We start from the raw sequence: 24399 nt of genomic DNA on the forward strand, positions 1-24399 counted from the left end.
GAACTTACCAGATAGATCAGGGGTGCGCTACCCCGCCCGATCCAGATAATTGACAGCGGCGCGAGCCACACGTTCGGTAGTGTGCAGAGGTAGAATCTCCAGTTTAGACCCAATTGAGAGAAGGTCATGGCCCACCCCTACAGTGCGCGCAGCCGCGCCATCGAACCCTTCCACGTCATGGCGCTGCTGGCGCGGGCCAACGAGCTGCAGGCGGCCGGGCACGACGTGATCCACCTGGAAATCGGCGAACCGGACTTCACCACGGCTGCGCCCATCGTCGAAGCCGGCCAGGCGGCATTGGCTGCGGGCCACACCCGCTATACCGCCGCCCGTGGCCTGCCGGCGCTGCGTGAGGCGATCGCCGGTTTTTATGGGCAGCGTTACGGGGTGAGTGTCGACCCCGAGCGCATTCTGATCACCCCGGGCGGCTCTGGCGCGCTGTTGCTGGCCAGCAGCCTGTTGGTCGACCCCGGCAAGCACTGGTTGCTGGCCGACCCGGGCTACCCGTGCAACCGCCACTTCCTGCGCCTGGTCGAAGGCGGCGCACAATTGGTGCCGGTGGGGCCAGAGGTCAATTACCAACTGACAGCCGACCTGGTCGAGCGCTACTGGGACAAGGACACGGTCGGCGCCCTGGTCGCCTCGCCGGCCAACCCGACCGGAACGGTGCTGGACCGTGCCGAGCTGGCCAGCCTGTCCGCCGCCACCCGCGAACGCCATGGTCACCTTGTGGTGGACGAGATCTACCACGGGCTGACCTACGGTATGGATGCCCCCAGTGTGCTGGAAGTGGACGATGAAGCCTTTGTGCTGAACAGTTTTTCCAAGTATTTCGGCATGACCGGCTGGCGCTTGGGCTGGCTGGTGGCGCCGCCTGGCGCGGTGGCTGACCTGGAGAAACTCGCGCAAAACCTGTACATCAGTGCGCCGAGCATGGCCCAGCATGCTGCTTTGGCGTGCTTCCAGCCGCAAACCCTGGCGATTCTGGAAGCGCGTCGTGCCGAGTTCGCCCGCCGTCGCGACTACCTGCTGCCGGCCCTGCGCGAGCTGGGCTTCGGCATTGCCGTGGAGCCCCAGGGGGCCTTCTATCTGTATGCCGACATCAGCGCCTTCGGCGGCGATGCCTTCGCCTTCTGTCGGCACTTCCTCGAAACCGAGCACGTGGCGTTTACCCCTGGGCTGGACTTTGGCCGCCACCTGGCAGGGCATCACGTGCGCTTTGCCTACACCCAGAGCCTGGCGCGCCTGGAACAAGCGGTGCAGCGTATCGCCCGCGGCCTGCGCAGTTGGCAAGGCTGATGGCGTTCTTCCCCCCACTCGAGCAGGGGCGCCTGCTGCGCCGCTACAAACGGTTTCTGGCGGACATCGAACTGGCCAGTGGCGAGCAACTTACCATTCACTGCCCCAACACCGGTTCCATGCTCAACTGCATGCGCGAAGGTGGGCAAGTGTGGTTCAGCCGCTCCACCGACCCCAAGCGCAAGCTGCCCGGCACCTGGGAAATCAGCGAAACGCCACAGGGGCGGCTGGCCTGCGTGAACACCGGGCGCGCCAACGCACTGGTTGAAGAGGCGTTGCGTGCCGGGGTGATCAGCGAGCTGGCCGGCTTCACGGCGCTCAGGCGCGAAGTGGCCTATGGCGAAGAGGGCAGCCGCATCGATTTTCGCCTGGAGTTCGACAGTGGCCCGGCCTATGTCGAGGTCAAGAGCGTGACCCTGGGCTACCCCGACACTGACGTTGCGGCATTCCCCGATGCCGTCACCCAGCGCGGCGCCAAGCACCTGCGCGAGCTGGCGACGTTGGCCCGCAATGGTGTTCGTGCCGTGCAGCTTTATTGTGTGAACCTGACCGGGGTCGGAGCGGTGCGCCCAGCCGAGGAAATCGACGCGGCCTATGCCCAGGCATTGCGCGCCGCCGTGGCGGAAGGGGTCGAGGTGCTGGCCTACGGTACCCATCTGGATGCCGAACGCATTGTCATCAACCGCCCATTGCCCGTGTTGCTCAACCCGTGAGCCAGATGCCCTGGCTGTCTTCGTGGCAGCCCAGGGCCAGCAGCGCCTCGCCCTCGCAAGGCCCAGCCACGCATTCGCCGCTCTCTATAAGAAACAAGGCGCCATGATGGGCGCAGTGAATCAGGCTGGCGCTGTCATCGAGAAACGCATCGGTTGCCCAGTTCAGGGGGATACCCCGGTGTGGGCAGCGGTTGCGATAAAGGTACACCTGGCCCTGGCGGCGTACGCCGAGCAGGTCGACGCCGTCTACGCTGAAGGCGCGGCTGTGGCCCTCGGCCAATGAGCTGGAAGTACAAAGCAAGTGCATGGCAAGGAAGACTCGTGAAACACGTGATGGCTTGACGCTTCAATGCGAATAATTATCAAATTGCCCGCATTCGCTGCGCCCAGCCGTCTATGGTGCGCAGTTCCGCCGCCCGCCACAAGGCGCGCGGCCCGCCTTCAGAAGGAAATCCGATGATGCGCCGCCCCGTCGCCCTGATCGCCCTGTGCGCAGGTTTAGTGCTGTCCACCCAGGCCCTGGCTGCCGAACTGCCGCAGCGTTGGGTCAGCGCTGGTGGCGCGCTTAGCGAATGGGTCAGTGCGCTGGGCGGCGAAGCGCACCTGGTCGGCGTCGATACCACCAGCCAACACCCCGAGTCGCTGAAGGCGCTACCGAGTGTCGGCTATCAGCGCCAGTTGTCCGCCGAAGGCATTCTGAGCCTGCGTCCTGATGTGTTGGTGGGTACCGAAGAGATGGGGCCGCCACCGGTGCTGGCGCAGATCCGCAAGGCGGGCGTGCGGGTTGAACTGTTCTCGGGCAAGGCCGAACTCGACGCGGTCGATGAAAACCTCAGGCACCTGGGGCAATTGCTTGGCGCAGAGCAACAAGCCACTGCGCTGGCAACAGGCTATCGCCAGCAGCTGGATGCGCTGCAGGCCGAGGTCAAGCAAGCCCAGGCGGGCCAGAAGGCGCCCGGCGTGTTGCTGCTGGTTGGCCATGCCGGTGCCAAGCCGTTGATCGCTGGCCAAGGCACCGCGGGCGACTGGCTGCTGCGACAGGCCGGGGCGCGCAACCTGGCGGAGCACCAAGGCTACAAGAACTTCTCCAGCGAAGCGCTGGCAGCGCTGGACCCTGATGTGGTGGTGTTTTCCGACCGTGCGTTGGCCGATGAGCAGGCGCTGCAGGCGTTGCTCAAGGAGAACCCGGCGCTGGCGGCCTCCCGTGCGGTGCGTGAGCAGCGCCTGGTGTCACTCGACCCGACGCTGCTGGTGGGCGGCCTTGGGCCGCGCTTGCCGGCGACCCTGCGCACGCTGGCTGGGGCCTTCTACCCAGCAGCCAAGGCCAGCTTCGCGCAATGAAGCAGCGCGTTCAGCCACGCACACTGATCGTCTGCCTGAGCCTGCTGTGCCTGTTGGCGGTGTGGTTGTCCCTGGCCCTGGGGCCGGTCAGCCTGCCGCTGTTCGATACCTTGCGCGCGGGCCTGCGTTTGTTGGGGCTGCCCGTGGCGGGTGATGACTTGCAGCAGGCCGAGATGATCCTCGGCCAGATCCGCCTGCCGCGCACGCTGCTGGGGCTGGCGGTCGGGGCGGTGCTGGCGCTGTCCGGCGTGGCCATGCAGGGGCTGTTCCGCAACCCGCTGGCCGACCCGGGGCTGGTGGGGGTCGCTGCCGGGGCGGCGATGGGCGCTGCGGTGGCCATCGTCGGCAGCAGCTGGTTTGGCGGCATGCCCGATGTGCTCGCGCCCTATCTGTTGTCGCTGTGTGCCTTTATCGGTGGCTTGGGGGTGACCGCGCTGGTCTATCGCCTGGGGCGGCGTGACGGCCAGACCAATGTCGCCACGATGTTGCTGGCCGGCGTGGCGATGACCGCCTTGGGCGGCGCAGCGGTGGGCTTGTTCTCTTACCTGGCCGATGATGCCACCTTGCGCACCTTGACCTTCTGGAACCTGGGCAGCCTCAATGGCGCCAGCTACGAGCGGTTGTGGCCGCTGCTGATGGTGGCCGGGGGCGTGGCGCTGTGGTTGCCGCGTCGGGCGCGGGCGCTGAATGCCTTGCTGCTGGGTGAGTCGGAGGCGCGGCACCTGGGTATCGAGGTGGAGCGGCTCAAGCGCGAACTGGTGTTCTGTACCGCGTTGGGGGTGGGTGCGGCGGTGGCCGCCGCCGGGCTGATCGGCTTCATTGGCCTGGTAGTGCCGCACCTGGTGCGATTGCTGGCAGGGCCCGACCATCGGGTGGTGTTGCCCGCCTCGCTGCTGGCCGGCGGTGTGCTGATGCTGTTTGCCGACCTGGTGGCGCGGCTGGTGCTGGCGCCGGCCGAGCTGCCGATCGGTATCGTCACCGCCTTCATTGGTGCGCCGTTTTTCCTGGTCCTGCTGATTCGAGGGCGTAGCTGATGTTGCAAGTCGAGGGCCTGCACCTGCGGCGGGGCAGCAATGAAGTGCTGCATGACATCCACCTGCAACTGACCCCGGGGCAGGTCGTGGGTGTGCTCGGCCCCAATGGCGCGGGCAAGAGCAGCCTGCTGGGGGTGTTGTGTGGCGAGCTGGCCCCCGGTCGGGGGCGAGTGACGCTACAGGGCCGGCCATTGACTGACTGGGCCGGGCAGGCGAGAGCACAGCGCCTGGCGGTGCTGCCGCAGGTGTCCAGCCTGGGTTTTTCGTTCAGGGTCGAAGAGGTGGTGGCCATGGGGCGGATGCCCCATGGCAGCGGCCAGCTGCGCGACGCCGAAATCGTCGAAGCGGCCTTGCGTGCGGCGGATGCCTGGCACCTGCTGGGGCGCAGCTACCTGGCATTGTCGGGCGGTGAGCGGCAACGGGTACACCTGGCCCGCGTGCTGGCCCAGCTGTGGCCAGGTGAGCAGGGCACTACACTGCTGCTTGACGAACCGACCTCGATGCTCGACCCGCTGCACCAGCACACGACCCTGCAAGCGGTGCGGCGCTTTGCTGATCGCGGCGCTGCGGTGCTGGTGATCCTGCATGACCTGAACCTGGCGGCACGCTACTGTGATCGTATCCTGCTGCTCGAACAGGGCCGCTGCCATGCCCTTGCATCACCCCAGGAGGTGTTGACGCCGGGGGCACTGAAGGCGGTGTTCGGCATCGATGTGCTGGTGCAGGCGCACCCCGAGCGCGGCCACCCGCTGATCATCACGCGTTAGGAGGCATTGCCGATGCGCCATCCGTTGCTGTCCGGTGTTGCGCTGTGCCTGGTGCTGGCGTTGGCGGGGTGCCAGGCCAGCCTGCCGCCGTTACCGGGCTGGCAGAGCCCCGAAGGGCGTGCCCACGCCCAGCTTGGGCAAATCAAGGACCTGGCCAGCGGCCGGCTCATCAGCCCTGAGCAACTGGTCAGGCAGTTGGCCGACGCGCCACGTGTGCTGGTAGGGGAGAAGCATGACAACCCCGATCATCATGCGTTGCAGTTGTGGCTGTTGCGCGCCCTGCAGGCTCAGCGCCCCCAGGGCAGCCTGCTGCTGGAGATGCTGCAGCCCGAGCAGCAGCCGCTGGTCGACAAACTTGAGGCGCAGCAAACGCTGCCTGCGGACCTGCCCAAGGCACTGGCCTGGGAGGAAGGCTGGGACTGGCAGCTGTACGGGCCAATTGTGACGCACGCTTTGCAGGGCGACATTGCGCTGTTGGCCGCCAACCTTTCGCCCGCGCAGATGCGCCACGCCTATCGCCAGCCGGCGGCGTTGTCGGGCGCGCGTTCCAATGCCCCGACGGTGAAGGCCGCGCTGCTTGAGCAGGTGCGTACCGGGCACTGCGGCCTGCTGCCGCAAAGCCAGTTGCCAGCCATGCTTGCGGTCCAGCAGCAACGTGACCGGCGCATGGCCGAACGCTTGATCGCGGCACCGCAGCCGGCCTTGCTGTTGGCGGGCGCGTACCACGTACGCAAGGACCTGGGGGTGCCGTTGCATCTGGCCGACCTTGGGGCGCAGGGGCGCAACGCGGTCTTGCTGTTGGCCGAGGTGGGGGAAGAGGTCGAGGCGGGTATGGCCGACTATGTCTGGTACACGGCGGCGGTGCCTGAGCAGGACTATTGCGCTCAACTGAATCAGTAAGGCCAAACGACAGGCAAAAAAAGACCCGGCAAAAAGCCGGGTCAATAACCGTGATTAGCCTGATGAGGAGATAATCTGAGAGTCCGAACCAGGGGCTTTCAGTTTATCCAACCAGTCTCGCGACCAGTTGCGATAATCATAACGATTCTCATTTCGGAGTCAATCCCCTGCACAGGTTTATTTTGAATTTTTTTGCGGAGGTCTTTTTTCATCCAGTTGTTGATTGAGCGCTTCCTTTCGTTCGATCGGCAAATCATTCCAGTGCATGTCCAGCAACGCGCCTTCTATGGCGTACAACAGCACTTTAGAGGCCCGGAACCCTCGCGTTTTTACAGCCTGGTACGCACCCACCGCGCCCAGGCGGCGCAAATCCGACGCACTGTGGATACCGGCTGCGTGCAACCACTGCGCAGAGGTCTTGCCAAGATTCTTCAGATGCTGCAATTCATCGTTCATCGAGCCTCCTTGCGATGGCTGAACGGGTCTTGGGGGATAAATCGCGAGCAGGTCAGAGAGGAGTGTAGCGGGGCTTGGAAAATGCGCGGCTTTTTGCCATCTGTGGCGACGAGCAGCCCTGAATACGGGGCCTCTAGCTTGTCAGCAGCCGCCTCTTTTTGGGGTGTTGGAGGGCCCCGGTGGGGCGGGTTTACCCGCTACCACTGGGGCCCTGCGAGGATTACAGGCCCGGCAAGCGCTGACGCACCTGTTCGATCACCTGGTCCATGCTGGCACCTTCCTGGGTGTCGACGCGCTTGCTGACCAGCAGTTCTTCCTCGCTCAGGGCGTCACGGCTGGCCTGCTGCGCCTTGACCACTTCCAGGGTGGCGTCCGACGGGTCGCTGTTTGCGGCTTGGCGCTGGGCCAGCCAGCTGGCAATGACCGCTTCCGGGGCGTGGCAATCGAGGATCAGGAAGGGGACGCCCGTCTGGTTGGCGACATCCGCCGCCGCCTGGCGCTGTTCACGCTTGAGGTAGGTGGCATCCAGCACGACCGGGAAGCCCGCGCGCAATACCATCTCCGCTACCTCGTGCAGGCGCTGGTAGGTGGCGGCACTGGCATCCTGGTCATAGATGCCGGCAGTCAGCTGGCCGACGTTCGCTTGCGGTTGTTCGCCGAACAGGCGCTTGCGCTCGACATCGGAGCGCACGCGGATCGCGCCCAGGGCCTCGACCAGGCGCATCGCCACGTGGCTCTTGCCCACTGCCGAGACGCCATGGGTGATGGCCAGCAGCCGCGAAGGGATGGCGCTGTAGCTTTCCGCCAGGTTGGCGTAGTTGCGGTAGGTGCGCAGGGTCGTGGCGCGTTGCACGCCATCGGCATCGGCCGGCATGCTGAACAGCGCCACCTTGGCGCGCACCAGGGCGCGGTAGGCCTTGTAGAAGTTCAGCACTTCCAGGCCTTCATAATCGCCGGTCAGTTCCAGGTACTGGCTGACGAAGCGCCGGGCCAGGCACTTGAGGCCGCGGTCTTCCAGGTCCATGGCCAGGAAGCCGGTGTCGGCCCAGACGTCGGTCATGCGGAACGGTTCGTTGAACTCGATGCAGTCGAAGATCACCACCTTGCCGTTGATCACGGTGGCGTTGCCCAGGTGGATGTCACCGTGGCATTCACGGGTGAAGCCATTGGCCTTGCGCGCGGCGAACAGGCCTTGGAGCCGCTCGAAGCTGCTACGTGCCCAGGCCTGGAGGTTATCCAGTTGCTGCAGGTCGGCCTTGTCGGTGAGGAATGGGCGGATCTGTTCGAAATTCTGCTCGACCGGGGCCATCACGCTTTCAGGTGAGCCGTAAGGTTGCTCTGCCGGCACCTTGGGCGTCTGCAGGTGGAATTCGGCAACCTGCCGGGCCATCTGGTCGATGTGCTCGGCGTTGAGCTCGCCGTTGGCTTGCAAGGTGCTGAGCATCTGCCCTTGCGGGAACTGGCGCATCTTCAGTGCGTACTCGATGGCCTCGCCCTCGCCGCCGATTTGCGGGGCTTCGGCACTGCCGGTGATCGGCAGCACTTCGAGGTACAAGTCTTCGGTCAGGCGCTGGTTCAGGCGCAATTCTTCGTTACAGAAATGCGCGCGCTGATCCAGGCGGGTGAAGTCGAGGAAGCCGAAATTCATTGGCTTCTTGACCTTGTAGGCGTACTCGCCAGTCAGCAGGACCCAGGAGATATGCGTCTCGATGAGTTGGAACCCATCCACGGGGTGAGGGTAGAGGGCTGGGTTCTGCAACGCAGTAATAAGAGCTTGGCTCACGGGAAATCCTTCCGAGGGCAGGGAATTCGAATGCGCCATTATGGTCAATGGTGCCGTCCCTGCATACCGCCGGGGGCGCCTGCCCAGCCTTTACAAAGTGCGTATAATCCGCCGCCATGACTCGAACTCGAAACGCTCGTACCCCTCAGAAACGCCCGACCGGCCGCTCTCGCGCCTGGCTGGGCTGGGCTTTGAAGCTCAGCCTGGTCGGCCTGGTGATCATCGCCGGCTTCGCGGTTTACCTCGATGCTGTCGTCCAGGAAAAGTTCTCCGGCAAGCGCTGGACCATCCCGGCCAAGGTGTATGCCCGGCCGCTGGAGCTGTTCGTCGGCCAAAAACTGAGCAAGAACGACTTCCTCACCGAACTCGACGCCCTTGGCTATCGCCGTGAAAGCGCGGCCAACGGCCCGGGCGCAGCGGCAGTCAACGGTAATACCGTCGACCTCAATACCCGTGGCTTCCAGTTCTACGAAGGGATGGAGCCAGCGCAGTTCGTGCGCGTGCGCTTCTCTGGCGATTATGTCGCCGGGCTTTCCGGTGCCAACAACGGCAAGCTCGATGTGGTACGCCTGGAGCCGCTGATGATCGGCGGCATTTACCCGAAAAACCTCGAGGACCGCATCCTGATCAAGATCGATCAGGTGCCGCCGTACCTGCTCGAAACCCTGGTGGCAACCGAGGACCGCGACTTCTACAGCCACTTTGGCGTGTCGCCCAAGTCCATCGCCCGTGCGGTGTGGGTCAACACCTCGTCCGGGGCCATGCGCCAGGGCGGCAGTACCCTGACCCAGCAGTTGGTGAAGAACTTCTACCTCACCAGCGAGCGCAGCCTCAGCCGCAAGCTGACTGAAGCGATGATGGCCGTGCTGCTGGAGCTGCATTACGACAAGCGCGAGATTCTCGAGGCCTACCTCAACGAGGTATTCGTCGGCCAGGACGGCCAGCGTGCGGTGCATGGCTTTGGCCTGGCCAGCCAGTTCTTCTTCAGCCAACCGCTGTCAGAGCTCAAGCTGCACCAGATCGCCTTGCTGGTGGGCATGGTCAAGGGGCCGTCCTACTACAACCCGCGGCGTTACCCTGACCGCGCCCTGGCCCGTCGTAACCTGGTGCTCGACCTGCTGGCTGAACAGGGCGTGGCGAGCAAGGACGTGATCGAGGCGGCGAAGAAGATGCCGCTGGGCGTGACCAAGCGCGGCAGCCTGGCAGACAGCTCGTTCCCGGCGTTCCTCGACTTGGTCAAGCGCCAGTTGCGCCAGGACTACCGCGACGAAGACTTGACCGAAGAAGGCCTGCGTATCTTCACCAGCTTCGACCCGATCCTGCAGATGAAGGCCGAAACCTCGATGAACGAGACCTTCAAGCGCCTGGCCGGGCGCAAGGGGGCTGACGAGGTCGAGTCGGCGATGGTCGTGACCAACCCGGAAACCGGGGAAGTCCAAGCGCTGATCGGCAGCCGTCTGTCGGGCTTTGCCGGCTTCAACCGGGCCATCGACGCGGTGCGGCCGATCGGTTCGCTGGTCAAGCCGGCGGTGTACCTGACCGCCCTGGAGCAGCCCAGCAAATACACCCTGACCAGTTGGATACAGGACGAGCCGTTCTCGGTCAAAGGGGCCAACGGCCAGGTTTGGCGCCCGCAGAACTATGACCGCCGGCCCCATGGCACCATTTATCTGTACCAGGGCCTGGCCAACTCCTACAACCTGTCGACGGCCAAGCTCGGCCTGGAAGTGGGCGTGCCCAATGTGATCAAGACCATTGGTCGGCTGGGCGTGAATGTCGACTGGCCAGCCTTCCCGGCGATGCTGCTGGGGGCCGGTGGCATGTCGCCGATGCAGGTTGCGACCATGTACCAGACGATTGCCAACGGTGGTTTCAACACGCCGATGCGCGGTATTCGCAGCGTGCTGACCGCCGAGGGCGAACCGCTCAAGCGCTACCCGTTCCAGATTCAGCAAACCTTCGACCCGGGTTCCATCTACCTGGTGCAAAACGCCATGCAACGGGTGATGCGCGAAGGTACCGGCCGGTCGGTGTACAACGTGTTGCCGCGTTCGCTCACCCTGGCCGGCAAGACCGGTACCAGCAACGACTCGCGTGACAGCTGGTTCTCCGGCTTCAGCCAGGACCTGCTGGCGGTGGTGTGGATGGGCCGCGACGATAACGGCAAGACGCCGTTCACCGGTGCCACTGGCGCCCTGCAGGTCTGGACCAGCTTCATGAAGAAGGCCGACCCGTTGCCACTGGACATGCCGCAGCCGGACAACATCGTGCAAGCCTGGATCGACCCGTACAGCGGGCAAGGTTCTGATGGCAGCTGTCCGGGAGCGGTGCAGATGCCGTATATTCGCGGCAGCGAACCGCCCGCCGGGGCAACCTGTGGCGGTGAGCAGAATCCGGCAGAATCGGTCATGGACTGGGTCAAAGGCTGGATGAATTAAGCGCGAGCTGCATTGATGAGGTGTGAAGTGAATAAGTGGCTGTTTCCTGCCTTGACGGCGTTGGTTGTGCTCCAGGGTTGCTCCAGCGTCCAGCGTGGCAATATCCCGGTGGTCGACTCGAGCACGCGCGTCTCCAACAGTGAACGCGTAACGGCCAACCGCTCGGCGGCTGGCATGAACAGCGGCACCTCACAAGCGCAAACGCTGCCTGAGGACTCCGGCGTGACCGTGATGATTCCGCAGGGTGCCGGTGCCTCGGGCATCCAGACGTTCCCGGCCGCCAATGGGGCGGCACCGATCAGCGCCATGCCGATTACCCCTGGCCCGGTCTCGACCGGGCCGATGACCACCAACCCCAACCCGATTGCCGACGAACCGTTCGACATCGCGTCGATGAACAGCACGGCGAAAGCCAGCAGCGCGCCGACCGGTATTCCGCGTAGCACCGCCGCAGCCGGTGGGCTGTCTGCCGATGAGCAGCTCGACGGGCCAGTGCTGGCGCTGTTGACCACTGCCCAGCAACAACAGGGCAGTGGCGACTTCAATGGTGCTTCGTCGAGCCTGGAGCGTGCCCAGCGTATCGCGCCGCGCGAACCGCAGGTGCTGTTCCGCCTGGCCCAGGTGCGCCTGGCCCAAGGTGATGCCGCGCAGGCCGAGCAGTTGGCCCGCCGAGCCCTGACCTACGCCAATGGCCGCCCTGACCTGCAGGCCGAACTGTGGAACACCATCGCCCAGGCCCGCGAGAAACAAGGTGACAGTGCCGGTGCGGCGTTGGCGCGGCAGAAGGCACGGGTGAACTCGTAATGATCGAGCAACGCATTCTGGACATCGCCGACCACCTGCTGCTGATCGAGCGTGAACTGAAGGTGCAGGGCTGGTGGGACGATGAGCCGCCCAGCGATGAAGCGCTGGCCAGCACCGTGCCCTTCGCGGTTGACACCATGAGCCTGGAGCAGTGGCTGCAATGGATCTTCCTGCCGCGCATGAAGATCATCATCGAGCTGGGCCAGCCGCTGCCTAACGCGTCGGGCATTCTGGTGATGGCCGAAACGGTGTTCACCGATCGCCCAGAGCAGAGTCGCGAGCTACGGCGCCTGCTGGCAGAGTTCGATCAATTGATCGCTGCTTGAGCCTGATTTCTTCTCTTTTTCCTTCAAGGGCCGCAGATTGTGGCCCTTTTTTATGGAAATCTTCTTAATTCTGCTGCTGGTATCCTTTTTAGTGGTGGCAGGAATTCATCTTGAGGAAAAATTGGCAATAATTTTTCTTGACTTGTAGCCGGCAAATCACAAGAATCCAACTTCCGCTGTAGAGGGACTGCCAGAAGCAGACCCGCTAAGCAGATCATGAGGCGCACACCCGCGCCGACCTGTAACACCCCGCAACGCGTTACCTCGCGCTGGGTGGGAAAACCCCGCAACACTCTGGGGCGCTCCCAATACTTGCTCAGTCAGTGCTGACGTTCGCTCGTGCTCTGCTTGGCAGTAAACCTATTAAGACCCGTCCACTAGGGACGGTATTCTGGCGTTTTAGAGGTGAACAACGTGGAGCTTTTATCTGGCGCTGAGATGGTCGTCCGCTTCTTGCGTGACGAAGGCGTTAAGCACATCTACGGGTACCCTGGCGGTGCTCTTCTTCATGTTTACGACGCCCTGTTCAAGGAACCGGAAGTCGAACACATCCTGGTTCGTCACGAACAGGCTGCGACCCATATGGCAGACGGCTACGCCCGTGCCACCGGCAAGGCCGGTGTGGTGCTGGTAACCTCCGGCCCGGGTGCGACCAATGCCATCACCGGCATTGCCACCGCCTACATGGATTCGATTCCGATGGTCATCCTCTCCGGCCAGGTGCCTAGCACCATGGTGGGTACCGATGCCTTCCAGGAAACCGACATGATCGGTATCTCGCGGCCGATCGTGAAGCACAGCTTCATGATCAAGAACGCCACCGAGATCCCTGAAGTTCTGAAAAAAGCCTTCTATCTGGCGCAATCCGGCCGTCCCGGCCCGGTCGTGGTCGACATTCCAAAAGATATGACCAACCCGGCCGAGAAGTTCGAGTACGTCTATCCGAAGAAGGTCAAGCTGCGCTCCTACAGCCCGGCGGTACGTGGCCACTCCGGCCAGATCCGCAAGGCCGCCGAGATGCTGCTGGCTGCCAAGCGCCCCATTGTCTATGCCGGTGGTGGCGTGATCCTCGGCGGTGGCTCCGAAGCCCTGACCGAAATCGCCAAGTCGCTGAACCTGCCGGTTACCAATACCCTCATGGGTCTGGGTAGCTACCCGGGTACCGACCGTCAGTTCGTCGGCATGCTCGGCATGCACGGCAGCTTCACGGCCAACATGGCCATGCACAATGCCGACGTCATCTTCGCCGTCGGCGCGCGCTTCGATGACCGCGTGGTCAACGGCCCGGCCAAGTTCTGCCCGAATGCCAAGATCATCCACATCGACATCGACCCAGCGTCGATTTCCAAGATGATCAAGGCCGACGTGCCTATCGTGGGCCCGGTCGACAGCGTCTTGAACGAGATGCTCGGCATCCTCAAAGAAATCGGCGAGCAGCCTGACAAGGCCGCCGCAGAAGCCTGGTGGAAGCAGATCGACGAGTGGCGTGGCGATGGCGACCTGTTCCCTTACAACAAAGGGGACGGCAGCGTCATCAAACCGCAGACCGTGATCGAAACCCTGTGCGAAGTGACCAAGGGCGATGCCTTCGTCACCTCCGACGTCGGCCAGCATCAGATGTTCGCGGCGCAGTACTACCGCTTCAACAAGCCGAACCGCTGGATCAACTCCGGTGGCCTGGGCACCATGGGCTTCGGTTTCCCGGCGGCCATGGGCGTCAAGCTCAACTTCCCGGATCAGGACGTGGCGTGCGTCACTGGCGAAGGCAGTATCCAGATGAACATCCAGGAGCTGTCTACCTGCATGCAGTACGGCCTGCCGGTAAAAATCGTCAACCTGAACAACGGTGTATTGGGCATGGTCCGCCAGTGGCAGGACATGGCGTACAACGGCCGTCATTCGCACTCCTATGTCGAGTCGCTGCCTGACTTCATCAAGCTGGCCGAGGCCTATGGCCATGTGGGCATCCGCATCACCAGCCTGAAGGACCTCAAGCCGAAGCTGGAAGAGGCGTTTGCGATGAAGGACCGCCTGGTGTTCATCGACATCGCGGTTGACCGTACCGAGCACGTCTATCCGATGCAGATCAAGGATGGCTCGATGCGTGACATGTGGCTGAGCAAGACGGAGCGTACCTGATATGCGGCACATCATTTCCCTGCTGCTGGAAAACGAACCCGGTGCCTTGTCTCGCGTCGTTGGCCTGTTCTCCCAGCGTAACTACAACATTGAAAGCCTGACCGTGGCGCCGACCGAAGACCCGACCCTGTCGCGTCTGACGCTGACCACCGTTGGCCATGACGAAGTGATCGAGCAGATCACCAAGAACCTGAACAAGCTCGTCGAAGTGGTGAAGCTTGTCGACCTGTCGGAAAGCGCTCATATCGAGCGCGAACTGATGCTGGTCAAGGTCAAGGCCACCGGAGCCCAGCGCGCCGAGATCAAGCGCACCACGGATATCTTCCGTGGCCAGATCGTCGATGTGACCGCCAGTGTGTACACCGTGCAACTGAGCGGCACCAGCGACAAACTGGACAGCTTCATCCAGGCCATCGGCACCGCATCGATTCTCGAAACCGTGCGCAGTGGCGTCACCGGCATTGCCCGTGGCGACAAAGTGCTCAGCATCTAAATTCAAAAATTAGCGATGGCTCCGCAGGGGCCGAGATATAACCAGGGGTATTTTCATGAAAGTTTTCTACGATAAAGACTGCGACCTTTCCATCATCCAGGGTAAGAAAGTCGCCATCATCGGTTACGGTTCCCAAGGCCACGCCCAGGCGTGCAACCTGAAAGACTCCGGTGTAGACGTTACCGTCGGTCTGCGTAAAGGCTCGGCCACCGTTGCCAAGGCCGAAGCCCACGGTCTGAAAGTTGCCGACGTGGCTACCGCTGTCGCTGCTGCCGACCTGGTCATGATCCTGACCCCGGACGAGTTCCAAGGCGCTCTGTACAAGAACGAGATCGAGCCGAACATCAAGAAAGGCGCCACCCTGGCCTTCTCCCACGGCTTCTCGATCCACTACAACCAGGTTGTTCCGCGTGCCGACCTCGACGTGATCATGATCGCGCCGAAAGCCCCGGGCCACACCGTGCGTTCCGAGTTCGTCAAAGGCGGCGGCATCCCTGACCTGATCGCTATCTACCAGGACGCTTCCGGCAACGCCAAGAACGTTGCGCTGTCCTACGCTGCAGGCGTCGGTGGCGGCCGTACCGGCATCATCGAAACCACCTTCAAGGACGAGACTGAAACCGACCTGTTCGGTGAGCAGGCAGTTCTGTGTGGCGGTACCGTCGAGCTGGTCAAAGCCGGTTTCGAAACACTGGTCGAAGCTGGCTACGCGCCAGAAATGGCCTACTTCGAGTGCCTGCACGAGCTGAAGCTGATCGTTGACCTCATGTACGAAGGCGGCATCGCCAACATGAACTACTCGATCTCGAACAACGCCGAGTACGGTGAGTACGTCACCGGCCCAGAAGTCATCAACGAAGAATCCCGCAAGGCCATGCGCAACGCTCTGAAGCGCATCCAGGACGGCGAGTACGCGAAGATGTTCATCTCCGAAGGTGCCACCAACTACCCATCGATGACCGCCAAGCGCCGCAACAACGCTGCCCACGGCATCGAAGTCATCGGCGAGCAACTGCGCTCGATGATGCCTTGGATCTCGGCGAACAAGATCGTCGACAAAGCCAAGAACTAAGTTTCTCGCAACATGAAAAACGCGGCTTCGGCCGCGTTTTTTCGTTTAGGCAGCCGGCATCTGGTATAAAGCAGACCAGTGGCCTGCCGTCAGAACCTGTTTCGCAGGCCCGTGTCGAACATATTCCACCCTGTTGCAAGGTACCCTACATGAGCGAACGTCCCGAAGAGCCGAACAAGCCCTCCGACGCCGAAAGCCTGCTACCTGTCGATGAGCACATTGAAGAAGGGCATGACGCCGAAGGGCGCAAGGTCCGGCATCGCGGCATTTATTTGCTGCCCAACCTGTTCACCACCGCCAACCTGTTCGCCGGCTTCTATTCAATCATCAACTCGATGAGCGCGCAGAGTGCGCTGAGCGCCGGTGACCCGCGCGAGGCAAGCAAGTACTTCGCCTTCGCCGCCATCGCTATCTTCGTTGCCATGGTGCTCGATGGCCTTGATGGCCGTGTAGCACGCATGACCAACACCCAGAGCGCCTTCGGCGCCGAGTACGATTCGCTGTCGGACATGGTCGCCTTCGGTGTGGCCCCTGCGCTGCTGGCCTTTGGCTGGGCACTGGGCGACATGGGCAAGGTCGGCTGGATGGTCGCCTTCATCTATGTGGCGGGCGCCGCTCTGCGGCTGGCGCGCTTCAACACCCAGGTGGGGACCGCCGACAAGCGTTACTTCATCGGCCTGGCCAGCCCGGCCGCTGCCGGGGTGGTTGCAGGTACTGTTTGGGCCTTCAGTGACTACGGCATCCAGGGCTCCAAGCTGTCGTTCCTGGTGGCGCTGCTGGTTGCGGCTGCCGGCATGCTGATGGTCAGTAACATCAAGTACAACAGCTTCAAGGAGCTCGACTTAAAAGGGCGCGTGCCGTTTGTGGCTATCCTGGCTGTGGTGCTGGTATTCGCGGTGGTCTTCAGCGACCCGCCCCGCATCCTGCTGCTGATTTTCCTTGCCTACGCGGCGTCTGGGCCGATCCAGTTCCTGCTGCGGTCTCGCCGTCGTAAATCGTGACAATGATTTAATGATGGAATAACCCTCCGGCTCCATAGTCTTACTGGTACATCCGTTATCCAGTGCTGTGGAGCCGTCCATGCTCATCAAGCTACCCAGGTCGTCCGAGTGCAATGCATCGGAGATCACCCCCGAAGGTCTCTATCTCTCTCGTCGCAGCTTGCTCGGTGGTTCGCTGGCAGGGCTAGCCCTGGGCGCACTGCCAGGCCTGGCGCATGCGGCCGAGGCCAGCCGTTACGCTGATGTCGAGGCGGGCGCCGCACCTGGCTGGTTCAGCGACAAGCTTGCTGGCACGCAATGGCAGGCGGTGACGGTCAAGGACGAGGCTATCACCCCGTTCAAGGATGCGACCCACTACAACAACTTCTATGAGTTCGGGCCTGACAAAGGCGACCCAGCGGCCAATGGCGATAGCTTGAAGACCGAGCCGTGGTCGGTGGTAATTGACGGCGAAGTCGGCAAGCCTGGGCGCTATGCCCTCGAAGACTTCGTCAAGCCGTATCAGCTCGAAGAGCGCATCTACCGGTTGCGCTGTGTCGAGGCGTGGTCAATGGTCATCCCCTGGCTTGGCTTCCCGCTGGCGCAGGTACTCAAACAGGTAGAGCCGACATCGAAAGCGCGCTACGTGCGATTCGAGACTTTGAAGGACCCGGAGCATATGCCCGGGCAGCGCTCAGGCTTTGCCTTGATCGACTGGCCTTATAGAGAAGGGTTGCGCCTGGATGAGGCGATGCACCCCTTGGCGATTCTGGCGGTGGGTATGTATGGCCGTGAACTGGCCAACCAGAATGGCGCGCCGCTGCGGCTGGTGGTGCCTTGGAAGTACGGGTTCAAGAGCATCAAGTCGATCGTGCGTATCAGCTTGGTGGCCGAGCAGCCGCAAACCACCTGGGAGGGGCTGGCGCCAGACGAGTATGGCTTCTATGCCAACGTCAACCCGGAAGTCGATCACCCGCGTTGGAGCCAGGCGCGTGAACGCCGTTTACCCAGTGGCCTGTTCAGCCCCAATGTGCGGCAGACCCAGATGTTCAATGGCTACGCCGATGAGGTGGCGTCGCTGTATACCGACCTCGACCTGCGGAAGAACTATTGATGCGTTATCCCTGGTTGCGCCTGGCCATCTTTATAGTGGGGTGCGCGTTGCCGCTTTGGTGGTTGTATGAAGCGGCGATGAGCCTGCTGGGGCCTGACCCGGGCAAGATCCTGATGGACCGGCTGGGTTTGGGTGCGCTGACGTTCTTGCTGGTGACGTTGTGCATGACGCCGTTGCAGCGGCTGACCGGGTGGTCGGGCTGGATCGTCGTGCGCCGGCAGCTGGGGTTGTGGTGTTTTGCTTATATCGTGCTGCACATCCTTTGTTATCTGTTCTTTATTCTGGGGTTGGACTGGGGGCAGTTGGCTGTCGAGCTACGCAAGCGGCCCTACATTTTTGTGGGTGCGCTGGGTTTTCTTGGTTTGCTGGCCCTGGCGGTCACCTCCAATCGGTACAGCCAGCGGCGGTTGGGCGCCCGTTGGAAGAAGCTGCACAAGCTGGTGTATGTGATTCTGGGGTTGGGGTTGCTGCATTTTCTGTGGATCGTGCGTTCGGACCTGCGGGAGTGGGCTATCTATGCGGGCATTGGTGGTTTGCTGATGGTGTTGCGGATTCCCGCGGTGGCGCGGCGCGTGCCGCGGTTGGTGGGGCGGCGGGGGAGGGTGGCTTCGTAGGGGTGTGGCTTGCTCGTCGTTGGGTTTGTGGGGGTAGAAGTGTTCGCCACAGCAGTTTCAGCGCCTATGAGATCGAGCGCCGCCCGCGCGGCGCATCGCGAGCGAGCTCGCTCCTACATTTGTTTCGGGCCAATTATTCCTGAGTGATTGGCGCGCGGCCCTTGGGTGCCCGCCTCAATATAGCGTCGTACGAACAAGGCGGTCGCGCGCCAATGCCACAGGCCTCACTGGCCCGAAACAAATGTAGGAGCGAGCTCGCTCGCGATGCGCCGCGCGGGCGGCGCTCGATCTCATAGGCGCCGAAAGGGTAATGGCGGGCACCTGTCAGCCTTGATGCGGTCTTTTCTGCGGTTATTTCACTTTAATGAACATTAAGGGTTGACGCGGTCTCGAATCCCCTTATAATGCGCCCCACTTCCAGCGTAGTCGGAACGAAAAACTCCTTGAGTTTCAACGAGTTAAATAGTCAAGGCGAAGTTTGAAGTGCTCCGATCGAAAGATCGTCAGCGGTTAAGATGGTGGTTGACAGCGCTTCTAAACGCTGTATGATTCGCCTCCCGCTACGAGAGATCGCAGCGAGTCAAGTGTTTGAAGCTAAACGAGTTTCTCGCAAAAAACTTCAAAATAAACGCTTGACAGCAAATGAGGAAAGCGTAGAATGCGCGCCTCGGTTGAGACGAAAAGCTCTTAACCAACCGCTCTTTAACAAATTGAATCAAGCAATTCGTGTGGGTGCTTGTGAGTACGGACTGATAGTCACAAAGATTATCAGCATCACAAGTGACCATGCGAGAAATCACATAGTCATTTGAGATTGCTGAGCCAAGTTTAGGGTTTCTTAAAAACCCAAGCAGTATTGAACTGAAGAGTTTGATCATGGCTCAGATTGAACGCTGGCGGCAGGCCTAACACATGCAAGTCGAGCGGATGAGAAGAGCTTGCTCTTCGATTCAGCGGCGGACGGGTGAGTAATGCCTAGGAATCTGCCTGATAGTGGGGGACAACGTTTCGAAAGGGACGCTAATACCGCATACGTCCTACGGGAGAAAGCAGGGGACCTTCGGGCCTTGCGCTATCAGATGAGCCTAGGTCGGATTAGCTAGTTGGTGGGGTAATGGCTCACCAAGGCGACGATCCGTAACTGGTCTGAGAGGATGATCAGTCACACTGGAACTGAGACACGGTCCAGACTCCTACGGGAGGCAGCAGTGGGGAATATTGGACAATGGGCGAAAGCCTGATCCAGCCATGCCGCGTGTGTGAAGAAGGTCTTCGGATTGTAAAGCACTTTAAGTTGGGAGGAAGGGCAGTAAGCGAATACCTTGCTGTTTTGACGTTACCGACAGAATAAGCACCGGCTAACTCTGTGCCAGCAGCCGCGGTAATACAGAGGGTGCAAGCGTTAATCGGAATTACTGGGCGTAAAGCGCGCGTAGGTGGTTTGTTAAGTTGAATGTGAAAGCCCCGGGCTCAACCTGGGAACTGCATCCAAAACTGGCAAGCTAGAGTACGGTAGAGGGTGGTGGAATTTCCTGTGTAGCGGTGAAATGCGTAGATATAGGAAGGAACACCAGTGGCGAAGGCGACCACCTGGACTGATACTGACACTGAGGTGCGAAAGCGTGGGGAGCAAACAGGATTAGATACCCTGGTAGTCCACGCCGTAAACGATGTCAACTAGCCGTTGGAATCCTTGAGATTTTAGTGGCGCAGCTAACGCATTAAGTTGACCGCCTGGGGAGTACGGCCGCAAGGTTAAAACTCAAATGAATTGACGGGGGCCCGCACAAGCGGTGGAGCATGTGGTTTAATTCGAAGCAACGCGAAGAACCTTACCAGGCCTTGACATGCAGAGAACTTTCCAGAGATGGATTGGTGCCTTCGGGAACTCTGACACAGGTGCTGCATGGCTGTCGTCAGCTCGTGTCGTGAGATGTTGGGTTAAGTCCCGTAACGAGCGCAACCCTTGTCCTTAGTTACCAGCACGTTATGGTGGGCACTCTAAGGAGACTGCCGGTGACAAACCGGAGGAAGGTGGGGATGACGTCAAGTCATCATGGCCCTTACGGCCTGGGCTACACACGTGCTACAATGGTCGGTACAGAGGGTTGCCAAGCCGCGAGGTGGAGCTAATCTCACAAAACCGATCGTAGTCCGGATCGCAGTCTGCAACTCGACTGCGTGAAGTCGGAATCGCTAGTAATCGCGAATCAGAATGTCGCGGTGAATACGTTCCCGGGCCTTGTACACACCGCCCGTCACACCATGGGAGTGGGTTGCACCAGAAGTAGCTAGTCTAACCTTCGGGAGGACGGTTACCACGGTGTGATTCATGACTGGGGTGAAGTCGTAACAAGGTAGCCGTAGGGGAACCTGCGGCTGGATCACCTCCTTAATCGACGACATCAGCCTGCTGATGAGCTCCCACACGAATTGCTTGATTCTTTGTATAAAGACGATGCTGTAACGCGACCCTGTTATAGGTCTGTAGCTCAGTTGGTTAGAGCGCACCCCTGATAAGGGTGAGGTCGGCAGTTCAAATCTGCCCAGACCTACCAATTACTTGGTGCGGCCTACAAAATACGGGGCCATAGCTCAGCTGGGAGAGCGCCTGCCTTGCACGCAGGAGGTCAGCGGTTCGATCCCGCTTGGCTCCACCACTCTTCAGGTTTCGCAGCACTGCTCAGAACTTAGAAATGAACATTCGGTGATGAATGTTGATTTCTGGCTTTTGTCAGATCGTTCTTTAAAAATTCGGATATGTGATAGAAATAGACTGAACACTACTTTCACTGGTAGTGGATCAGGCTAAGGTAAAATTTGTGATTTGCTCTTAATCGAGCAGCATGCGAATTTTCGGCGAATGTCGTCTTCACAGTATAACCAGATTGCTTGGGGTTATATGGTCAAGTGAAGAAGCGCATACGGTGGATGCCTTGGCAGTCAGAGGCGATGAAAGACGTGGTAGCCTGCGATAAGCTTTGGGGAGTCGGCAAACAGACTGTGATCCAGAGATCTCTGAATGGGGGAACCCACTCAGCATAAGCTGAGTATCTTGTACTGAATACATAGGTGCAAGAGGCGAACCAGGGGAACTGAAACATCTAAGTACCCTGAGGAAAAGAAATCAACCGAGATTCCCTTAGTAGTGGCGAGCGAACGGGGACCAGCCCTTAAGTTGGTTTGAGATTAGTGGAACGCTCTGGAAAGTGCGGCCATAGTGGGTGATAGCCCCGTACACGAAAATCTCTTATCAATGAAATCGAGTAGGACGGAGCACGAGAAACTTTGTCTGAATATGGGGGGACCATCCTCCAAGGCTAAATACTACTGACTGACCGATAGTGAACTAGTACCGTGAGGGAAAGGCGAAAAGAACCCCGGAGAGGGGAGTGAAATAGATCCTGAAACCGTATGCGTACAAGCAGTGGGAGCCTACTTGTTAGGTGACTGCGTACCTTTTGTATAATGGGTCAGCGACTTATATTCAGTGGCGAGCTTAACCGAATAGGGGAGGCGTAGCGAAAGCGAGTCTTAATAGGGCGTTTAGTCGCTGGGTATAGACCCGAAACCGGGCGATCTATCCATGGGCAGGTTGAAGGTTAGGTAACACTGACTGGAGGACCGAACCGACTACCGTTGAAAAGTTAGCGGATGACCTGTGGATCGGAGTGAAAGGCTAATCAAGCTCGGAGATAGCTGGTTCTCCTCGAAAGCTATTTAGGTAGCGCCTCATGTATCACTGTAGGGGGTAGAGCACTGTTTCGGCTAGGGGGTCATCCCGACTTACCAAACCGATGCAAACTCCGAATACCTACAAGTGCCGAGCATGGGAGACACACGGCGGGTGCTAACGTCCGTCGTGAAAAGGGAAACAACCCAGACCGTCAGCTAAGGTCCCAAAGTCATGGTTAAGTGGGAAACGATGTGGGAAGGCTTAGACAGCTAGGAGGTTGGCTTAGAAGCAGCCACCCTTTAAAGAAAGCGTAATAGCTCACTAGTCGAGTCGGCCTGCGCGGAAGATGTAACGGGGCTCAAACCATGCACCGAAGCTACGGGTATCATCTTAGGATGATGCGGTAGAGGAGCGTTCTGTAAGCCTGTGAAGGTGAGTTGAGAAGCTTGCTGGAGGTATCAGAAGTGCGAATGCTGACATGAGTAACGACAATGGGAGTGAAAAACTCCCACGCCGAAAGACCAAGGTTTCCTGCGCAACGTTAATCGACGCAGGGTTAGTCGGTCCCTAAGGCGAGGCTGAAAAGCGTAGTCGATGGAAAACAGGTTAATATTCCTGTACTTGCAGTTATTGCGATGGAGGGACGGAGAAGGCTAGGCCAGCTTGGCGTTGGTTGTCCAAGTTTAAGGTGGTAGGCTGAAATCTTAGGCAAATCCGGGATTTCAAGGCCGAGAGCTGATGACGAGTTGCCATTAGGCGACGAAGTGGTTGATGCCATGCTTCCAAGAAAAGCTCCTAAGCTTCAGATAACTGGGAACCGTACCCCAAACCGACACAGGTGGTTAGGTAGAGAATACCAAGGCGCTTGAGAGAACTCGGGTGAAGGAACTAGGCAAAATGGCACCGTAACTTCGGGAGAAGGTGCGCCGGCGAGGGTTAAGGACTTGCTCCGTAAGCCCATGCCGGTCGAAGATACCAGGCCGCTGCGACTGTTTATTAAAAACACAGCACTCTGCAAACACGAAAGTGGACGTATAGGGTGTGACGCCTGCCCGGTGCCGGAAGGTTAATTGATGGGGTTAGCGCAAGCGAAGCTCTTGATCGAAGCCCCGGTAAACGGCGGCCGTAACTATAACGGTCCTAAGGTAGCGAAATTCCTTGTCGGGTAAGTTCCGACCTGCACGAATGGCGTAACGATGGCGGCGCTGTCTCCACCCGAGACTCAGTGAAATTGAAATCGCTGTGAAGATGCAGTGTATCCGCGGCTAGACGGAAAGACCCCGTGAACCTTTACTATAGCTTTGCACTGGACTTTGAATTTGCTTGTGTAGGATAGGTGGGAGGCTTTGAAGTGGGGACGCCAGTTCTCATGGAGCCATCCTTGAAATACCACCCTGGCAACTTTGAGGTTCTAACTCAGGTCCGTTATCCGGATCGAGGACAGTGTATGGTGGGTAGTTTGACTGGGGCGGTCTCCTCCCAAAGAGTAACGGAGGAGTACGAAGGTGCGCTCAGACCGGTCGGAAATCGGTCGTAGAGTATAAAGGCAAAAGCGCGCTTGACTGCGAGACAAACACGTCGAGCAGGTACGAAAGTAGGTCTTAGTGATCCGGTGGTTCTGTATGGAAGGGCCATCGCTCAACGGATAAAAGGTACTCCGGGGATAACAGGCTGATACCGCCCAAGAGTTCATATCGACGGCGGTGTTTGGCACCTCGATGTCGGCTCATCACATCCTGGGGCTGAAGCCGGTCCCAAGGGTATGGCTGTTCGCCATTTAAAGTGGTACGCGAGCTGGGTTTAGAACGTCGTGAGACAGTTCGGTCCCTATCTGCCGTGGACGTTTGAGATTTGAGAGGGGCTGCTCCTAGTACGAGAGGACCGGAGTGGACGAACCTCTGGTGTTCCGGTTGTCACGCCAGTGGCATTGCCGGGTAGCTATGTTCGGAAGAGATAACCGCTGAAAGCATCTAAGCGGGAAACTTGCCTCAAGATGAGATCTCACTGGGATCTAGAATCCCCTAAAGGGCCGTCGAAGACTACGACGTTGATAGGTTGGGTGTGTAAGCGCTGTGAGGCGTTGAGCTAACCAATACTAATTGCCCGTGAGGCTTGACCATATAACACCCAAGCAATTTGCTCATGCAGATTGCGGTGGTGAAGACACACGAACCGAAAGTTCGAATGCCCATCACAAATCACATATCCGAATTCGCTAGGCTGTCCATCTGGACGTTCTGGCAACAGAATTTCTTGACGACCATAGAGCATTGGAACCACCTGATCCCATCCCGAACTCAGTAGTGAAACGATGCATCGCCGATGGTAGTGTGGGGTCTCCCCATGTGAGAGTAGGTCATCGTCAAGATTCATTTCGCAAAACCCCTATCTGCGCAAGCAGGTAGGGGTTTTGTCTTTGCGGCTGGAAAAGAATTGTCGCCATGCTCGCC

Annotated in this window: 18 protein-coding genes, 2 tRNA genes and 3 rRNA genes; 20 read left to right on the forward strand and 3 right to left on the reverse strand. The window is 60.0% G+C overall.

Going from position 1 to position 24399, the window contains the following annotated elements; translation table 11 throughout:
* Window positions 1-126: 126 nt before the first annotated feature.
* Window positions 127-1299, forward strand: a complete 1173-nt coding sequence (locus DJ563_RS24820; RefSeq protein WP_274099172.1) for a pyridoxal phosphate-dependent aminotransferase — start codon at window positions 127-129, stop codon at window positions 1297-1299.
* Window positions 1299-2012 carry a DNA/RNA nuclease SfsA gene (sfsA, locus tag DJ563_RS24825; protein ID WP_434518503.1) on the forward strand — a complete coding sequence of 238 codons (714 nt, stop codon included), beginning with the start codon at window positions 1299-1301 and terminating at the stop codon, window positions 2010-2012. The genes DJ563_RS24820 and sfsA overlap by 1 nt, the downstream gene beginning before the upstream one ends.
* On the opposite strand, the gene DJ563_RS24830 is transcribed toward sfsA, so the two are convergent.
* Window positions 2002-2319, reverse strand: coding sequence for a Rieske (2Fe-2S) protein (locus DJ563_RS24830; RefSeq protein WP_274099170.1), 318 nt, complete (start codon window positions 2317-2319; stop codon window positions 2002-2004). The genes sfsA and DJ563_RS24830 overlap by 11 nt on opposite strands.
* Window positions 2320-2468: 149 nt before the next feature.
* Between DJ563_RS24830 and DJ563_RS24835 the strand changes: the two genes are divergently transcribed.
* Genes DJ563_RS24835 through DJ563_RS24850 form a run of 4 tightly spaced genes read left to right on the forward strand, consistent with a single transcriptional unit; the run spans window position 2469 to window position 6054 of the window.
* Complete coding sequence (locus DJ563_RS24835; RefSeq protein WP_274099169.1) at window positions 2469-3353, forward strand: heme/hemin ABC transporter substrate-binding protein; 885 nt, start codon at window positions 2469-2471, stop codon at window positions 3351-3353.
* Between the two features lie 50 nt (window positions 3354-3403).
* A complete protein-coding gene (locus DJ563_RS24840; protein ID WP_434519748.1) occupies window positions 3404-4387 on the forward strand; it encodes a FecCD family ABC transporter permease in 984 nt (327 codons plus the stop codon).
* Window positions 4387-5154: a heme ABC transporter ATP-binding protein gene (locus DJ563_RS24845; RefSeq protein ID WP_434518504.1), complete on the forward strand. Its 768-nt coding sequence runs from the start codon at window positions 4387-4389 to the stop codon at window positions 5152-5154. The genes DJ563_RS24840 and DJ563_RS24845 overlap by 1 nt, the downstream gene beginning before the upstream one ends.
* A 12-nt stretch (window positions 5155-5166) precedes the next feature.
* Window positions 5167-6054 carry a ChaN family lipoprotein gene (locus DJ563_RS24850; protein WP_434518505.1) on the forward strand — a complete coding sequence of 296 codons (888 nt, stop codon included), beginning with the start codon at window positions 5167-5169 and terminating at the stop codon, window positions 6052-6054.
* A gap of 177 nt (window positions 6055-6231) precedes the next feature.
* On the opposite strand, the gene DJ563_RS24855 is transcribed toward DJ563_RS24850, so the two are convergent.
* Window positions 6232-6510: a TfoX/Sxy family protein gene (locus DJ563_RS24855; RefSeq protein ID WP_047583985.1), complete on the reverse strand. Its 279-nt coding sequence runs from the start codon at window positions 6508-6510 to the stop codon at window positions 6232-6234.
* Between the two features lie 220 nt (window positions 6511-6730).
* Window positions 6731-8293 carry an AAA family ATPase gene (locus tag DJ563_RS24860; RefSeq protein WP_434518506.1) on the reverse strand — a complete coding sequence of 521 codons (1563 nt, stop codon included), beginning with the start codon at window positions 8291-8293 and terminating at the stop codon, window positions 6731-6733.
* 116 nt (window positions 8294-8409) lie between these two features.
* On the opposite strand from DJ563_RS24860, the gene mrcB reads away from it, so the two are divergent.
* The 14 genes from mrcB to rrf all read left to right on the forward strand — a co-directional run bounded on the left by mrcB (window position 8410) and on the right by rrf (window position 24317).
* Window positions 8410-10731 carry a penicillin-binding protein 1B gene (gene mrcB, locus DJ563_RS24865; protein WP_033701549.1) on the forward strand — a complete coding sequence of 774 codons (2322 nt, stop codon included), beginning with the start codon at window positions 8410-8412 and terminating at the stop codon, window positions 10729-10731.
* 15 nt (window positions 10732-10746) lie between these two features.
* Complete coding sequence (locus DJ563_RS24870; RefSeq protein WP_274099165.1) at window positions 10747-11535, forward strand: tetratricopeptide repeat protein; 789 nt, start codon at window positions 10747-10749, stop codon at window positions 11533-11535.
* Window positions 11535-11861 carry a YqcC family protein gene (locus tag DJ563_RS24875; protein WP_186652584.1) on the forward strand — a complete coding sequence of 109 codons (327 nt, stop codon included), beginning with the start codon at window positions 11535-11537 and terminating at the stop codon, window positions 11859-11861. The genes DJ563_RS24870 and DJ563_RS24875 overlap by 1 nt, the downstream gene beginning before the upstream one ends.
* Before the next feature lie 414 nt (window positions 11862-12275).
* Window positions 12276-14000 carry an acetolactate synthase 3 large subunit gene (locus DJ563_RS24880; protein ID WP_033702567.1) on the forward strand — a complete coding sequence of 575 codons (1725 nt, stop codon included), beginning with the start codon at window positions 12276-12278 and terminating at the stop codon, window positions 13998-14000.
* A 1-nt stretch (window position 14001) separates the two neighbouring features.
* Complete coding sequence (gene ilvN / locus DJ563_RS24885) at window positions 14002-14493, forward strand: acetolactate synthase small subunit (RefSeq protein ID WP_003250040.1); 492 nt, start codon at window positions 14002-14004, stop codon at window positions 14491-14493.
* A gap of 55 nt (window positions 14494-14548) precedes the next feature.
* Window positions 14549-15565 (forward strand): ketol-acid reductoisomerase, encoded by a 1017-nt coding sequence (ilvC, locus tag DJ563_RS24890; RefSeq protein ID WP_033701544.1) that lies wholly within the window; start codon window positions 14549-14551, stop codon window positions 15563-15565.
* 149 nt (window positions 15566-15714) lie between these two features.
* Window positions 15715-16566, forward strand: a complete 852-nt coding sequence (pssA, locus tag DJ563_RS24895; RefSeq protein ID WP_027594991.1) for a CDP-diacylglycerol--serine O-phosphatidyltransferase — start codon at window positions 15715-15717, stop codon at window positions 16564-16566.
* Between the two features lie 79 nt (window positions 16567-16645).
* Window positions 16646-17659, forward strand: coding sequence for a protein-methionine-sulfoxide reductase catalytic subunit MsrP (gene msrP, locus DJ563_RS24900; RefSeq protein ID WP_434518507.1), 1014 nt, complete (start codon window positions 16646-16648; stop codon window positions 17657-17659).
* Window positions 17659-18273 (forward strand): protein-methionine-sulfoxide reductase heme-binding subunit MsrQ, encoded by a 615-nt coding sequence (msrQ, locus tag DJ563_RS24905; protein WP_258714124.1) that lies wholly within the window; start codon window positions 17659-17661, stop codon window positions 18271-18273. The genes msrP and msrQ overlap by 1 nt, the downstream gene beginning before the upstream one ends.
* 858 nt (window positions 18274-19131) lie before the next feature.
* Window positions 19132-20668, forward strand: a 16S ribosomal RNA gene (locus tag DJ563_RS24910).
* Window positions 20669-20754: 86 nt separating this feature from the next.
* Window positions 20755-20831, forward strand: a tRNA-Ile gene (locus DJ563_RS24915).
* A gap of 26 nt (window positions 20832-20857) precedes the next feature.
* Window positions 20858-20933, forward strand: a tRNA-Ala gene (locus tag DJ563_RS24920).
* A gap of 244 nt (window positions 20934-21177) precedes the next feature.
* Window positions 21178-24069 (forward strand): 23S ribosomal RNA (locus DJ563_RS24925).
* A 132-nt stretch (window positions 24070-24201) separates the two neighbouring features.
* Window positions 24202-24317: ribosomal RNA gene (gene rrf / locus DJ563_RS24930) — 5S ribosomal RNA — on the forward strand.
* The 16S, 23S and 5S rRNA genes sit together here with 2 tRNA genes alongside, the layout of an rRNA operon.
* Window positions 24318-24399: the final 82 nt, after the last annotated feature.

Origin of the sequence: Pseudomonas sp. NFX1 (assembly GCF_051123555.1) — a bacterium.
Taxonomy (GTDB): Bacteria; Pseudomonadota; Gammaproteobacteria; order Pseudomonadales; family Pseudomonadaceae; genus Aquipseudomonas; species Aquipseudomonas capeferrum.

Excerpts from the sequence above, each read along its gene's own strand:
- pssA (WP_027594991.1), top strand. The coding sequence starts at position 15,715 with ATGAGCGAACGTCCCGAAGAGCCGAACAAGCCCTCCGACGCCGAAAGC.
- sfsA (WP_434518503.1), top strand. The coding sequence starts at position 1,299 with ATGGCGTTCTTCCCCCCACTCGAGCAGGGGCGCCTGCTGCGCCGCTAC.
- ilvC (WP_033701544.1), top strand. The coding sequence starts at position 14,549 with ATGAAAGTTTTCTACGATAAAGACTGCGACCTTTCCATCATCCAGGGT.
- msrQ (WP_258714124.1), top strand. The coding sequence starts at position 17,659 with ATGCGTTATCCCTGGTTGCGCCTGGCCATCTTTATAGTGGGGTGCGCG.
- mrcB (WP_033701549.1), top strand. The coding sequence starts at position 8,410 with ATGACTCGAACTCGAAACGCTCGTACCCCTCAGAAACGCCCGACCGGC.
- DJ563_RS24855 (WP_047583985.1), bottom strand. The coding sequence starts at position 6,510 with ATGAACGATGAATTGCAGCATCTGAAGAATCTTGGCAAGACCTCTGCG.
- ilvN (WP_003250040.1), top strand. The coding sequence starts at position 14,002 with ATGCGGCACATCATTTCCCTGCTGCTGGAAAACGAACCCGGTGCCTTG.
- DJ563_RS24850 (WP_434518505.1), top strand. The coding sequence starts at position 5,167 with ATGCGCCATCCGTTGCTGTCCGGTGTTGCGCTGTGCCTGGTGCTGGCG.
- DJ563_RS24830 (WP_274099170.1), bottom strand. The coding sequence starts at position 2,319 with ATGCACTTGCTTTGTACTTCCAGCTCATTGGCCGAGGGCCACAGCCGC.
- DJ563_RS24870 (WP_274099165.1), top strand. The coding sequence starts at position 10,747 with ATGAGGTGTGAAGTGAATAAGTGGCTGTTTCCTGCCTTGACGGCGTTG.
- DJ563_RS24820 (WP_274099172.1), top strand. The coding sequence starts at position 127 with ATGGCCCACCCCTACAGTGCGCGCAGCCGCGCCATCGAACCCTTCCAC.
- msrP (WP_434518507.1), top strand. The coding sequence starts at position 16,646 with ATGCTCATCAAGCTACCCAGGTCGTCCGAGTGCAATGCATCGGAGATC.
- DJ563_RS24845 (WP_434518504.1), top strand. The coding sequence starts at position 4,387 with ATGTTGCAAGTCGAGGGCCTGCACCTGCGGCGGGGCAGCAATGAAGTG.
- DJ563_RS24835 (WP_274099169.1), top strand. The coding sequence starts at position 2,469 with ATGATGCGCCGCCCCGTCGCCCTGATCGCCCTGTGCGCAGGTTTAGTG.
- DJ563_RS24875 (WP_186652584.1), top strand. The coding sequence starts at position 11,535 with ATGATCGAGCAACGCATTCTGGACATCGCCGACCACCTGCTGCTGATC.